The 13,001-nt window shown below is 56.0% G+C and carries 15 protein-coding genes; 8 read left to right on the top strand and 7 right to left on the bottom strand.

The genetic code is table 11. The annotated features are described in order from the left end of the window. The first annotated feature begins 96 nt into the window (after nucleotides 1-96). The 3 genes from purL (at nucleotide 97) to grxD (ending at nucleotide 3,173) form a co-directional block, all read left to right on the top strand. On the top strand, nucleotides 97-2,256 hold the full coding sequence (gene purL, locus ACR0DG_RS00330) for a phosphoribosylformylglycinamidine synthase subunit PurL (protein ID WP_480693401.1): 2,160 nt from the start codon (nucleotides 97-99) through the stop codon (nucleotides 2,254-2,256). A gap of 135 nt (nucleotides 2,257-2,391) precedes the next feature. Further along, nucleotides 2,392-2,628 carry a BolA/IbaG family iron-sulfur metabolism protein gene (locus ACR0DG_RS00325; RefSeq protein ID WP_170354080.1) on the top strand — a complete coding sequence of 79 codons (237 nt, stop codon included), beginning with the start codon at nucleotides 2,392-2,394 and terminating at the stop codon, nucleotides 2,626-2,628. A gap of 182 nt (nucleotides 2,629-2,810) precedes the next feature. Next, nucleotides 2,811-3,173, top strand: a complete 363-nt coding sequence (gene grxD / locus ACR0DG_RS00320) for a Grx4 family monothiol glutaredoxin (protein ID WP_480693400.1) — start codon at nucleotides 2,811-2,813, stop codon at nucleotides 3,171-3,173. Here the strand turns inward: grxD and ACR0DG_RS00315 are convergent, their stop codons facing one another. From ACR0DG_RS00315 to ACR0DG_RS00305, 3 genes are all read right to left on the bottom strand, one after another. Beyond that, nucleotides 3,174-3,455, bottom strand: a complete 282-nt coding sequence (locus ACR0DG_RS00315) for an MliC family protein (protein WP_480707012.1) — start codon at nucleotides 3,453-3,455, stop codon at nucleotides 3,174-3,176. Between the two features lie 65 nt (nucleotides 3,456-3,520). After that, nucleotides 3,521-3,916, bottom strand: coding sequence for a cell division protein ZapA (locus ACR0DG_RS00310; protein ID WP_480693398.1), 396 nt, complete (start codon nucleotides 3,914-3,916; stop codon nucleotides 3,521-3,523). Then, on the bottom strand, nucleotides 3,916-4,713 hold the full coding sequence (locus ACR0DG_RS00305; protein WP_480693397.1) for a hypothetical protein: 798 nt from the start codon (nucleotides 4,711-4,713) through the stop codon (nucleotides 3,916-3,918). Before ACR0DG_RS00305 ends, ACR0DG_RS00310 begins: the two co-directional genes overlap by 1 nt. Nucleotides 4,714-4,947: 234 nt before the next feature. On the opposite strand from ACR0DG_RS00305, the gene tkt reads away from it, so the two are divergent. After that, nucleotides 4,948-6,969: a transketolase gene (gene tkt / locus ACR0DG_RS00300; protein WP_480693396.1), complete on the top strand. Its 2,022-nt coding sequence runs from the start codon at nucleotides 4,948-4,950 to the stop codon at nucleotides 6,967-6,969. Between the two features lie 163 nt (nucleotides 6,970-7,132). Further along, a complete protein-coding gene (locus tag ACR0DG_RS00295) occupies nucleotides 7,133-7,483 on the top strand; it encodes a hypothetical protein (protein ID WP_480693395.1) in 351 nt (116 codons plus the stop codon). A 47-nt stretch (nucleotides 7,484-7,530) separates the two neighbouring features. On the opposite strand, the gene ACR0DG_RS00290 is transcribed toward ACR0DG_RS00295, so the two are convergent. Next, complete coding sequence (locus ACR0DG_RS00290) at nucleotides 7,531-8,469, bottom strand: DUF808 domain-containing protein (RefSeq protein WP_480693394.1); 939 nt, start codon at nucleotides 8,467-8,469, stop codon at nucleotides 7,531-7,533. A gap of 183 nt (nucleotides 8,470-8,652) precedes the next feature. On the opposite strand from ACR0DG_RS00290, the gene gap (ACR0DG_RS00285) reads away from it, so the two are divergent. The 3 genes from gap (ACR0DG_RS00285) to gap (ACR0DG_RS00275) all read left to right on the top strand — a co-directional run bounded on the left by gap (ACR0DG_RS00285) (nucleotide 8,653) and on the right by gap (ACR0DG_RS00275) (nucleotide 10,956). Next, nucleotides 8,653-9,654, top strand: a complete 1,002-nt coding sequence (gene gap, locus ACR0DG_RS00285; protein ID WP_480693393.1) for a type I glyceraldehyde-3-phosphate dehydrogenase — start codon at nucleotides 8,653-8,655, stop codon at nucleotides 9,652-9,654. A 71-nt stretch (nucleotides 9,655-9,725) separates the two neighbouring features. Beyond that, nucleotides 9,726-9,869 carry a hypothetical protein gene (locus ACR0DG_RS00280; RefSeq protein WP_480693392.1) on the top strand — a complete coding sequence of 48 codons (144 nt, stop codon included), beginning with the start codon at nucleotides 9,726-9,728 and terminating at the stop codon, nucleotides 9,867-9,869. A gap of 82 nt (nucleotides 9,870-9,951) precedes the next feature. Beyond that, nucleotides 9,952-10,956, top strand: coding sequence for a type I glyceraldehyde-3-phosphate dehydrogenase (gene gap, locus ACR0DG_RS00275; RefSeq protein ID WP_480693391.1), 1,005 nt, complete (start codon nucleotides 9,952-9,954; stop codon nucleotides 10,954-10,956). On the opposite strand, the gene coaD is transcribed toward gap (ACR0DG_RS00275), so the two are convergent. The 3 genes from coaD to ACR0DG_RS00260 form a co-directional block, all read right to left on the bottom strand. Then, nucleotides 10,948-11,439: a pantetheine-phosphate adenylyltransferase gene (coaD, locus tag ACR0DG_RS00270; RefSeq protein ID WP_480693390.1), complete on the bottom strand. Its 492-nt coding sequence runs from the start codon at nucleotides 11,437-11,439 to the stop codon at nucleotides 10,948-10,950. The genes gap (ACR0DG_RS00275) and coaD overlap by 9 nt on opposite strands. Nucleotides 11,440-11,524: 85 nt before the next feature. Continuing rightward, complete coding sequence (locus ACR0DG_RS00265) at nucleotides 11,525-11,962, bottom strand: CBS domain-containing protein (RefSeq protein WP_480693389.1); 438 nt, start codon at nucleotides 11,960-11,962, stop codon at nucleotides 11,525-11,527. A 60-nt stretch (nucleotides 11,963-12,022) separates the two neighbouring features. Further along, the gene (locus tag ACR0DG_RS00260) at nucleotides 12,023-12,925 is read right to left on the bottom strand and encodes a LysR family transcriptional regulator (RefSeq protein WP_480693388.1); all 903 of its coding nucleotides are present in this window, start codon (nucleotides 12,923-12,925) and stop codon (nucleotides 12,023-12,025) included. Nucleotides 12,926-13,001: the final 76 nt, after the last annotated feature.

Here is a 13,001-nt window from a genome sequence, read left to right as displayed (position 1 = left end):
GTGCTTTTGACCTCTGCGGTGTCTTGACCCTTCCCACGGGCGCGCCCTTGCCCTAAAAGGCGCGAAATCTCGGCCCCTTTGGACACAGGACAAACGATGCAAGAGCCCGCCATCACCCCGGATCTGATTGCTGCACATGGGCTCAAGCCCGAAGAATACGATATGATCCTCGAGATCATTGGGCGCGAGCCGACGTTTACAGAGCTGGGCATTTTCTCAGCCATGTGGAACGAGCACTGCTCGTATAAATCTTCCAAGAAATGGCTGCGCACTCTGCCGACCTCTGGCCCTCAGGTGATCTGCGGTCCCGGTGAAAACGCCGGCGTTGTAGATATCGGCGACGGTCAGGCGGTGGTGTTCAAGATGGAAAGCCACAACCACCCCTCATACATCGAACCATACCAAGGTGCCGCAACCGGTGTCGGCGGAATTTTGCGTGACGTCTTCACCATGGGTGCGCGGCCCATCGCCTCAATGAACGCTCTGTCGTTTGGTGAACCCGGTCACCACAAAACCCGTCAGTTGGTCAACGGCGTGGTTGAAGGCATCGGCGGCTATGGCAACTGTTTTGGCGTGCCGTGCGTTGGTGGCGAGGTTCGCTTCCACCCAGCTTATAACGGCAACTGCCTAGTAAACGCATTTGCCGCTGGCCTGGCTGACAGCGATAAGATTTTCTACTCGGCCGCTTCGGGCGTTGGTATGCCGGTCGTCTATCTGGGTGCCAAAACCGGCCGCGATGGTGTCGGCGGCGCGACCATGGCCTCGGCCGAATTCGACGACACGATCGAAGAAAAGCGCCCTACCGTTCAGGTCGGCGACCCGTTCACCGAAAAGCGCCTGATGGAGGCGACGCTGGAGTTGATGCAGACCGGTGCCGTAATCTCGATCCAGGATATGGGTGCTGCGGGCCTGACCTGTTCCGCCGTTGAGATGGGTGATAAGGGCGGTCTTGGTGTGCGCCTTGATCTGGAAAACGTTCCCCAGCGCGAAGAAAACATGACCGCCTATGAGATGATGCTGTCGGAATCTCAGGAACGGATGTTGATGGTCCTCAAGCCCGAGCTTGAAGCCGAGGCCCGCGCCGTGTTCGAAAAATGGGATCTGGATTTCGCCATTGTTGGCGAAACAATCGCCGAAGACCGCTTCCTCATCGTCCATAATGGCGAGGTCAAAGCCGATCTGGTCCTGTCCAAACTCTCCTCGACCGCGCCGGAATATGACCGCCCGTGGGTCGCCACACCAGAGGCCGAGGAACTGGCCGAGGTTCCGCAGATCGACCCAATCGACGGTCTGCGCGCCCTGCTCTCTTCGCCCAACTACGCTGGGAAACAGTGGGTCTACGAGCAGTATGACACAATGGTCATGGCCGACACAGCCCGCACTCCGGGGTTGGGTGCTGGCATGGTCCGCGTGCATGGCACAGACAAAGCACTGGCTTTCACCAGCGACGTCACACCGCGTTACGTCCGTGCGAACCCGATTGAAGGCGGTAAACAAGCAGTTGCCGAGGCTTACCGCAACTTGACAGCGGTCGGCGCCAAGCCCCTGGCAACCACTGACAACCTGAACTTCGGCAACCCTGAAAAGCCAGAGATCATGGGCCAGTTCGTTGGGGCGATCAAAGGCATCGGCGAAGCCGTCGCCGCGCTGGATATGCCCATCGTTTCTGGCAACGTCTCGCTTTATAACGAGACCGACGGCCAGGCGATCCTGCCGACCCCGACCATTGGCGCGGTCGGCCTGCTTAACCACACCGATGAGATCATCGGCAATGAGGTCCGCGAAGGCCATGTCGCGCTGGTTATTGGCGAAACGAAGGGCCATCTGGGCCAGTCCGCCCTGCTGGCGGAGGTGTTCAACCGCGAAGACGGTGACGCCCCTCATGTCGATCTGGAGGCTGAAAAGCGCAACGGCGACTTCATCCGTGCCAACCGCGAGATGATCAAGGCCTGCACAGATCTGGGTGACGGCGGCCTAGCACTGGCAGCTTTCGAATTGGCAGAGGCGGCTGGGGTTGGTGTGCATCTTGATGATGCTTCAACTGACTTTCTGTTTGGCGAAGATCAGGCACGTTATCTCGTAGCGTGCAACTTTGATCAGGCCGAAGCGTTGATGATCGCGGCCGGTCAGGCTGGCGTTCCATTGGTTTCAGTCGGTCGGTTCACCGGCGAAAATGTGCGGATCGGTAGTTCCGAGGCCCCTCTGTCCGAAATGACTGCCACCTTCCGCAACAGTTTTGCTGAGGCTGTCGCTTAAAACCTCATCATAGGATGGCTAAAAAACCTGCGCTTTGCCGAGCGCAGGTTTTGTCGTTTTACAGCCCCTTTCACACCCTTGCGCGCCTCGCGTTGGCGCTCTACATCTTGGGAAAGACTTTCAGGAGTAACCTACATGCCGATGAGCGCCCACGAAATCGAACACCTGCTGCGCGAAGCCTTTCCGGATGCGGAAATACAGGTTGGCGGCAGCGACGGCGTCCATATGTCCGCCATGGTCGTGGATGAAAGCTTTCGCGGTAAAAACCGTGTCCAGCAACAGCGCGCAGTTTATGCGGCCTTGAAAGGCAAGATGGATGGCCCAGATGGAGAGCTGCACGCGCTTGCGCTGACTACTAAAGTGCCGGAATGATCAAGTTTCTTTGGAAAGTTCTCAAATCAATGGGTGGTTGGAAACCGCCCGATCCAAATGAAAAATCACCGTTGGGAATGGAAGCAACTGACCTAGACCTGGTTAAGAAAACAAACGACGAAAACGCGTGGCGACAAGGAATAAACGTCAGCCATAGACGCGATCTATGAAGGAAACGCAAAATGATCGATGTGAAAACCCAGATCGACGAAACAGTCAAAGCTAACGATGTGGTGCTGTACATGAAAGGTACCAAGGAGATGCCGCAATGTGGTTTCTCATCCCGCGTTGCTGGTGTTCTGAATTACATGGGCGTTGATTACACCGATGTGAACGTTCTGGCCGACGAAGAGGTCCGTCAGGGCATCAAAGACTATTCTGATTGGCCGACCGTACCGCAGCTTTACGTCAAAGGCGAATTCGTAGGTGGATGCGACATCATCACCGAGATGACCTTGTCCGGCGAGCTGGACACGTTGTTTGACGACAATGGAGTCGGCTACAACAAGGATGCAGCCGACAAAATTCGCGAAGCCAACGCCTGATTAGCGGCTGGAACAGTTCTCAAGAACGATATCTTCACTGGCGGCATCACCGGCCGCCAGGAAGCTGACTGTGGCATCCCAACCTTTAGACCTCAGGATGTAACGCCCACTCGGTCCGGTGGATTCGTAGCGTATCCCTGATCCACTTACAGTTTGCTGCAGTGCGACCAGTTGGTTATCGACCATCATCGCAGCAGCGCTTGTTCCGTCCGGCGCGTTGAAATACGCCACCTGCAACTGGACCCCACCGTCGCAGTTAAAGGTCACGGGCAAAATATCCATCTGAGCCCAAGCTGATGTAGCGAAAACGCCCGCGCACAGCCCCACAACACATGCTGTCCGCTGGATCATCCGTCCGATTTCTCTTCGACAACCGAGGCCAGCGCTTCGGCACGCGCTGCGAGTTCAGCAAGCGTATCCGTCACCGATGGAGGAACGACAGCAACTTCTACCCTTTCAGGTGCAGGCTGCGGCTTATTTTGCAAAGCTTGAACCTCTGCCTGAGCTTGAGCCAGTTGCCCTTCTAGCGAGCGGATTTTGTCCTCGGTCGCGGCGGTCTTGTCAGCCAGCATAAGGCCCGCCATCAGCAGCATCCTGGACTCTGGCATACGTCCGATCTGGTCAGACAGAACCTGCGCCTCATCGTCTAGCAACTTGGCAGCAGCTTGCAGGAAAACCTCTTCACCGTCCTGGCACGATACATCAAAGCCGCGCCCGCCGATTTGAATGGTAACTTCGGGCATTACTCTACCTCTCCTTCAGCCAGCTTAGCTTGCGATAACAAGGGCTCCAATCGTGCAAGCACGGCATGGGCTTCGGCTGCATCCGTCGCCTGCGCCGCACGCGTCGCTTCCAATTCGGCAACTGTGGCGCGGTTCAACAGTTCCGCATCCGTCATTCCGTTTTCCGATGCCGCGCGCAGCTCATCTACGGATTGGCGTAATTGTTCGTTTGCCTTGCGCATGCGCTGCAAGTCGTCATCCAGTCGAGACATTGCTGCCCCGTGGCTGCTGCGTTCTGCGCGAAGCATCTCTAGCTCTGCGCTAAGCTCAGCGACACGTTCACTATCGGCAAGTTCGGATTTCAACCGAGTGTTTTCGGTTTGAAGGGCCTCTGCCGCAGTAGCGATACTTTTCAGTTGATCGTTTTCAGCCCGAAGCGCATTCACCTCGTCCTGATTTTCGAGCGCGGCCTTTGCCTCTGCCAACTCGGATCGCGCGGCCTCAACCGCTGCTAGTTTCGCGGTCGCCTCGGCCAGTTGTTCGCGCAGCATGCCCGTTTCAGGGCTTTCGGTGGGTACGTTTCGAAGCTTTTCCATGTCGGCGCGCATGGCGTCGACTTCTTGCTCGTGACGCAGCTTAAGCGTTTTCAGCCGCTCTTCCAATTGAGCGTTCGCAACCCGTTCGTCATCTAATGCCGCGCGCAGCGTCTCATCTTCACCGGCTTCGACCGGCGCCGCGTTTTGCAAGGCATCGACCCCGGTTCCGATCCGCTCCATCGCAGCGATAATACGGCGCTGTAATTCTTCGATCTGGCTCATGCCCCTGCCACCTCTTGTCCAAGGTCCCTTGTACTGTGGTTTGTACGAATCAATTTAATCCACGTATTGGCCTAGTCTAACCCAATGCCGTAGAAAATACCCACTGTTTGCTTTCAACCACTTGGAATGCGTTCTTGAACCTCAATCGCATCGTAACCCCCAGTTCTGCTTGCACTTTGGGGACTGAATGGTATTGAGCGCGCAATCTGCCCTTAATCCAAAGGAACAACGCCCGTGGACCTGACTGCGCTGCGCAATGCAAACCCCGAACATTGGGACAAAGCTGCGGCCATCCGCACCCTGACCCTGGACGCCGTCGCCGCCGCCAATTCCGGCCATTCCGGCATGCCAATGGGCATGGCTGATGTTGCCACCGTTCTGTTTGAGAAGCACCTGAAATTCGACGCCTCGGCCCCAAGCTGGCCAGATCGCGACCGGTTCATCCTGTCCGCCGGTCACGGCTCGATGCTGATCTATTCGTTGCTGTATCTCACAGGTCATTCGGACGTCACGCTGGACGAGATCAAGAACTTCCGCCAGCTGGGTGCCAAAACCGCAGGTCACCCCGAGAATTTCCTGGTCGACGGGATCGAGACCACCACCGGCCCGCTGGGTCAGGGCATTTCGAACGCTGTAGGCTTTGCCATGGCCGAAGAGATTCAGCGCGCGCATTACGGTAAGAAAGTCGTCGATCACTACACTTACGTGATCGCAGGCGATGGTTGTTTGATGGAAGGTGTCAGCCAAGAGGCGATCACTCTGGCCGGGCGCCATGAACTAAGCAAGCTGATCGTTTTCTGGGACAACAACAACATCACCATCGACGGCACTGTCGACATCGCCGACCGCACCGATCAGGTGCGCCGTTTCGCGGCCTCGGGCTGGCATGTAATCGAGATCGACGGCCATGATCCACAGGCGATTGATGCAGCCATCGTACAGGCGAAAAAGTCAAACAAGCCGACCATGATTGCCTGCGAAAGCCACATCGCTCTGGGTCACGCGGCGCAGGATACGTCGAAAGGCCACGGTGCGCTGACCGATCAAGACCAGTTGAAAGCCGCCAAAGAAGGCTATGGCTGGCCTCATGACGCGTTCGAGATTCCTGCGAATGTGAAAGCCGCGTGGGAAGCGATTGGTGCGCGCGGTGCTGCCGAACGTGCCGCTTGGGAAGAACGCTTTGCGCAACTGTCCGAGCGCAAACAGGCCGAGTTCAACCGCGCCTATGCGTTTGAGGCACCCAAGAAACTGGCTGGTGCGATCCGTTCGTTCAAGAAACAGATGTCCGAGGATCAGCCCAAGCTGGCCACCCGCGCGTCTTCTGAAAAGGTTCTGAACGTCGTGAACCCGATCATGACCGAAACCGTGGGCGGATCGGCTGACCTGACGGGCTCTAACAACACCAAATCGGCCGATATGGGTGTGTTCCTGCCGGAAAATCGCAAGGGCCGCTACATCCATTACGGGATCCGGGAACACGGCATGGCCGCTGCGATGAACGGCATGGCGTTGCACGGTGGCATCCGCCCTTATGGCGGGACCTTCATGGCCTTCACCGACTATGCCCGCCCGTCCATGCGTCTGGCTGCGCTGATGAAAATCCCGTCGGTCTTCGTGATGACCCACGATTCCATCGGTCTGGGCGAAGACGGCCCGACCCACCAGCCGGTCGAACATCTGGCCATCAGCCGTGCAACACCCAACACATATGTGTTCCGCCCTGCCGACACCGTTGAAACCGCTGAAGCATGGGAGTTGGCGCTGACCTTCAAGGAAAGCCCATCTGTCCTGTCGTTGACCCGTCAGGGCGTGCCGACCGTGCGCAAGGATCACAAGACCAAAAACTTGGTTGCCCAAGGTGCCTATGTTCTGGCCGAGGCTGAAGGCAAACGTCAGGCCATCCTGATTGCCACCGGGTCCGAGGTGTCGCTGGCAATGGAAGCCAAAGCGATGCTTGAAGCTGACGGCATCGGCACTCGCGTCGTTTCCATGCCCTGTATGGAGCTGTTCGCTGAACAAGACGAAGCCTACCGCAAACGCGTTCTGCCCGCTGGAGCCGTCCGCGTTGGCATCGAGGCCGCCGTGCGGGCCGGTGGCTGGGACCGCTGGCTGCTGGGTGAGCGTGGTCGCGAAGCCAAGGCAGGCTTTATCGGCATGTCCAGCTTTGGTGCGTCCGCCCCTGCAGGCGAGCTTTACAAGCACTTCGGCATCACTGCCGAAGCAACTGTTGCCAAAGTCAAAGAACTGCTGGGTTGATCATCAACTAATCTGTCTGGAAAGGCGGCCCATTGTGGTCGCCTTTTTTGTTGCCATGGACATCTGTCACAGAACGGTGACAGGACGTGAGCCACCCTGCCCTGTCCCTATGGTCAATTCAACTTAACTGCAGGAAGTTGGAATAAACACAGGGAATTGAGCCATGAAACTCCGCGCTGCGCTTTGCGCCGTCACGCTCGCTACCGCAACTTCAGCTTTTGCCGGTGACTTTGCATCCAAGGATGAAATCCAAAACGCCATGAGTGACCATACCTATCAGGGTGGGATGCTTTCAGGGGCATTCACGGAATACTACGCTGCGGATGGTACCATCAAAGGCGACGGCTACACCGGAAAGTGGAAGGCGACGGATAGCGGTATGTGTTTCCAATATGGCACCGACCCGGAAAACTGTTGGGACCTTAAGATCGAAGGGGCCGCAGTCACATTGTTCAAGGACGGCAAAGTTGACGGTGCCGGCGTCGTCGTATCCGGCAATCCCAACGCGTTCTAAGTATCACGCCGCGCCGCTCAACTTGGCGGCGCGGTCACACAATGTGGTCAATGCGGTTTAAGCAGTTTGGTCGCCACCGGGATCAGAACCAAACCCCACGCCAGACCAAACACACCATCCATTGTGGCCTTGGCTATCCACTCCACCGCAGCGCTGTACTGTGCCGAAACCGCCAGCCCTATCGCATGCGCCCAATCGTGGACGTGGTGGCCCAACCAACCAAAACCCAGCACTTCAAGCCCGTGGATAATGATCGATCCACCGACCCAGAGCATTGCCGCAGTCCCAACAATTGACAGTACCTTCATTACGATTGGCATCGCCTTGACCAGACCTCGTCCTGTCCCGCGGCCAATCGGCGTGAGTGCGTTTTTGGCAAGAAACAGGCCCACGTCGTCCATCTTGACGATCAACGCAACCGAGCCATAGACCGCCACCGTTACTCCAATACCAACAACCGCCAGCGTCGCCGCCTGCATCCAAAAGTTCGGCGCTTCAATGGCGGCAAGTGCGATCGTCATGATTTCGGCCGACAGGATGAAATCTGTTTTGATGGCGCCTTTGACCTTCTGCTCCTCCAGGTGGCCGGGGTCTCGGATTTTCATGTCCTCGTCGATGACGTGGCTTCCGTGAGGAAACAGCACATGGAAGATCTTTTCGGCCCCTTCAAAACACAAATATGACCCCCCTAACATCAAAAGCGGAGTAATCAGCCACGGTGCAAAATTGGCCAGCAGCAAAGCGACCGGCAGCAATAGAATGATCTTGTTAAAGATCGACCCGCGCGCAATGCGCCAGATTATTGGAAGCTCGCGCGCTGGTGCGAAACCCTGAACGTATTTTGGCGTCACAGCCGCGTCGTCGATGATCACGCCGGCCGTCTTTGCCCCTGCCTTGCCAGCCGCAGCTACTACGTCATCCACTGAGGCTGCAGCAACTTTTGCAATCCCGGCAACATCATCCAACAGCGCCAAAAGACCGCTCATGGCAATTCCTTTCTATCCACCTGTCGCACGCGTGACCCTACCTGATCGGACAGCTAGCGCAAGCGTTAGCGCAATCGGCAGAGGTTTGCGCTAACACGTTAAAAATATGTCACTTTTGGGCTTTTGGGAATGCTTGAGGGCCGCTATATGGCCCTAAGAGCAAGCGCATTTTGGAGACGTCAGATGACCATCAAGGTCGGCATCAATGGTTTTGGCCGTATCGGCCGCTGCACGCTGTCGCATATCGCGGCTTCTGCCCGTAACGACATCGAAGTGATCAAGGTCAACGCAACCGGCCCGCTCGAGACAACAGCTCATCTGTTGAAATACGACAGCATTCACGGTCGCTTTCCGCGTGACGTGTCCATCGAAGGCAACACAATGGATCTGGGTCGCGGGCCGATGCAGATGTTTTCGACCTATGACATGAACGAGCTGGACTGGGAAGGCTGCGACGTCGTTCTGGAATGTACGGGCAAATTCAACGATGGTCTGAAAGCCAAAACACACTTGGAACGTGGTGCGCACAAAGTGTTGCTGTCCGCTCCGGGTAAAAACGTCGACAAAACGATCGTCTATGGCGTCAACCACAACAGCCTGTCGGCAGATGATCGTATGGTATCTAACGGGTCGTGCACGACGAACTGCCTTGCTCCGCTTGCTAAGGTGCTGGACGAAGGTATCGGCATCGAACACGGCATCATGACAACGATCCACGCCTATACCGGCGACCAGCCGACACTGGACCGTCGCCATAGCGACCTGTACCGCGCGCGCGCCGCTGCCATGTCGATGATTCCGACGTCCACCGGTGCAGCAAAGGCACTGGGTGAAGTCCTTCCAAACCTCAAGGGACGCTTGGACGGCTCGGCCATCCGGGTGCCTACCCCGAACGTGTCGGCAGTCGACCTGACTTTCCGCGCGGGGCGCGATGTGACTGTTGACGAAGTGAACGCCATCGTTCGCGACGCTTCACAAGGTCCAATGCAGCGTGTTCTTGGCTATGAGCCTGCACCGCTTGTTTCCACAGACTTCAACCACACCGAAGAAAGCTCGATCTTCGCACCTGACCAAACCCGCGTTGTGAATGACCGCATGGTCCGCGTTCTGGCCTGGTACGACAACGAGTGGGCATTCTCGGTGCGTATGGCCGATGTCGCGGTTGCAATGGGTCGCCTTAACTAAGACCCCACCGAATTCTTGAACCTATTCGCCCGCTCAGGTTATCTGAGCGGGCGTTTTTATTCGGGACCACCATGACCAATCAAATAGCTATCTGGCTGGGCCTTCTGATTCTTGGTGGCTTTATTCTGGATTTTGCCATTTTCGGCACCGAGCATTTTATCTTTTTAGGTAAAAAGCTTTACGCGTTTTTGGACTGGCTCGCGTTCTGGCGCTGACATAGGTTTTTCTTGACTTTTTCAGCAATCCCGCTTTGTTAGCGCTAACCAGATTTTGGCCACTACCCGCACGGAGAAGACCATGACATTGAAGCTGGCGATTAACGGATTTGGACGTATTGGCCGCGGAGTGCTGCGCGCCCTGACAGAGACCGGTCGAACAGATGTAGAAATCGTCGCCATCAATGACCTGGCAAAACCCGAGATGAACGCTCATCTGTTCGAATTTGACAGTGTTCACGGAAGATACTCCAAACCCGTTACACTGACAGATGCGGGTCTGGATGTCGGCGCAGGTCCGATCCGGCTGACCAGCGAACGCGATCCTGAGAAACTGGATTGGTCCGACGTCGATGTCGTTTTGGAATGCACCGGCGTTTTCAGAACACGCGAAGCTGCGACTCGCCATTTTGAAAACGGTGCAAAAAAGGTTCTTATCTCCGCGCCAGCGCGTGGTGATGGTGCTGTGAAAACTGTCGTCTTTGGGGTGAACGATAACGAACTGACCGCTGAGGACACAGTTGTTTCGAATGCCTCTTGCACTACGAACTGCTTGTCGCCTGTCGCGGCAGCTTTGGACAGTGGCTTGGGAATCGTTCATGGCAATATGACAACGATCCACGCCTACACCGCCAGCCAACCCGTCCACGACACTGCGGGAAAAGATCCGTATCTGTCCCGTGCGGCCGCCTTGTCGATGATCCCAACGACAACAGGCGCTGCATCAGCGGTTGGCTTGGTTTTACCGAAACTCGCTGGAAAACTCACAGGTCAGGCAATTCGTGTTCCGACGCCCAATGTCTCGGTTGTTGATTTGGTGGCAGAAGTATCCCGCCCGACCACGGAGGAAGAGGTTAACGCCCTATTCATTGAGGCCGCCGCAAAGATTCCGGGTGTCTTGGCGGCAGAAAACCGCCCGTTGATCTCGGTCGACTTCAACCACGACGCCCACAGTTCAACCGTGTCGTTGCCCGAAACGAAGGTGACAGACGGCACGTTGGTGCGCGTTCTTGCCTGGTACGACAATGAGTGGGGATTCTCGAACCGTATGCTGGATACCGCTGCGAAAATGGGTGCCCTAACCTAGCCTCTCGCGCAAAGCTGTGTTGACGCTGGGCGTGACGAACTTCGACACGTCTCCGTTCAAACGCGCGATCTCTTTAACCAGCTTTGACGCAATCGCCTGATGCCGTGCCTCTGCCATAAGGAAAACGGTTTCGATCGAGTCGTCCAGCGCGCGGTTCATCCCAACCATCTGAAACTCATACTCGAAATCGGCCACAGCCCGCAGGCCACGCACGATGATTTGCGCCCCAACATCGCGGGCGCAGTCGATCAGCAGGTTTTCGAAAGGATGGGCAACAATCTCGGTTCCCGTCTGTTTTGTCAGATGGGCGCACTCGGCCTCGATCATCGCGACGCGTTCTTCCAAGGTGAACAGAGGTCCCTTATCCCGGTTGATGGCGACCCCGATCACGAGCTTATCCACCAAGGCAGCCGCACGTCGTATGATGTCGATATGACCCAAGGTGATTGGATCAAAAGTTCCGGGATATAATCCAACCCTCATCGCGACCTCCTGCGCAACAAAATTTCTGCGCAAGCAAACACAACTCTGCGGCAGGTTCAATAGACGGGTGCGTCGCCACCTGGAATTAGTGACCCATAATCATTGTTTCGAGCGCTTCTTTTTCCATCGCCAATTCAGACAACTGCGCTTTGACGACATCGCCCAGTGTAACGATTCCGATCAATTTACCCTCTTCGACAATCGGCATATGGCGAAAACGACCCTCTGTCATTCGGCTCAGAACGTCCTGGACCGAGTCTTGCCGGGTCGCTGTAACCAGATCACGGGTCATATATGCGCTGACAGGCTGGCTAAGGCATCCGCTGCCACTGGCAGCCAATTCGCGTACGATATCACGTTCCGATAGAATGCCGGATGCTGTTTCGCCGCCATCTTCGGACACCACGACCGTACCGATCCGCTTTTCCGCAAGAATTTTGGACGCGTCGGACACAGTCATATCCGGGTTGACCGTTTCAACCCCTTCGGTGGCCTTGGATTTCAGAATGGCCTGAACAAGCATATACGTAACCTCCGAAATAACTGTCTGTTTTACAAAGCGTTGCCGGAATGTTTGAATGTGTCAAGGTGAAGCTTCGGCTTCAAGCCGCTCAACTTCTTCCCGAATACCAATGGTTAAGGCCTGTGCAAAACGATTCAGCCGTTCATTTCGCTGATCACCCTGATGTCGAACCAGGTGAAAGCTGCGCGTCAAACTCACCTGTTCTGTCAGGATTTTTTTCAGACTTGGGTGAAAAGGCAGCGTGAAATCATGAGCCATGCAAATACCTGATCCTAGCGAAACCTGACGCAATTGCACAGACACCGAATTCGATGCAAGCGCGACACGGTCAACTCCGATATCCACAAGGTAGTCGAGTTCCCGGTCAAAAATCATGTCTGGGATATAGCCGATCATCCTGTGACCGTTCAGATCGTTTGGTTTTGCTATGCCAGTGCGGTTCGCCAAATAGTCTTTGCTGGCGACAAGGTGCAATTTGTAGTCAGTGATTTTCTGCACCACCAGCCTACCTGCCGTTGGCGCGCTGACTGTCACGGCCATGTCAGCCTCGCGACGAGACAGGTTAATCACGCGTGGGAGCGCCAGAATTTGAATATCCAGATCGGGATTCGCATCGCAGATTTTTTCGCAAACCTGCGGCAACAGGTAATTGGCACACCCATCTGGCGCACCGATCCTAATCTGGCCGCTCAGGGTCTTTGAAGAACCTGCCACAGCCCCTGCAGCCGAACGCATCGCCTCTTCGGCCTTAATGCCGTGGTCCAATAACCGCTCACCAGCCGATGTGAGGACATAACCGAGCTGCGATTTCGTGAACAAGGATGTATCCAGCGACGCCTCAAGCCGCGCGATCCTTCGCCCAACAGTGGCCGGATCAATCTTTAGCTGACGCCCCGCCGCCGAAAGGCTTTCTTCGCGGGCGACGGCCAGAAAAACCCTCATGTCATCCCAGTTAGGAGTCACGTATCAACCTTTGCATTTTTGCAAAACATCTTTGGGACATTGCCTCTGTTCACAGGATTTATGCAAGCCTATTCTG

Source organism: Ruegeria sp. BG8 (genome assembly GCF_056538325.1).
Note: the sequence above shows the minus strand (reverse complement) of the source record. Positions and strands in the feature narration are given on the sequence as shown.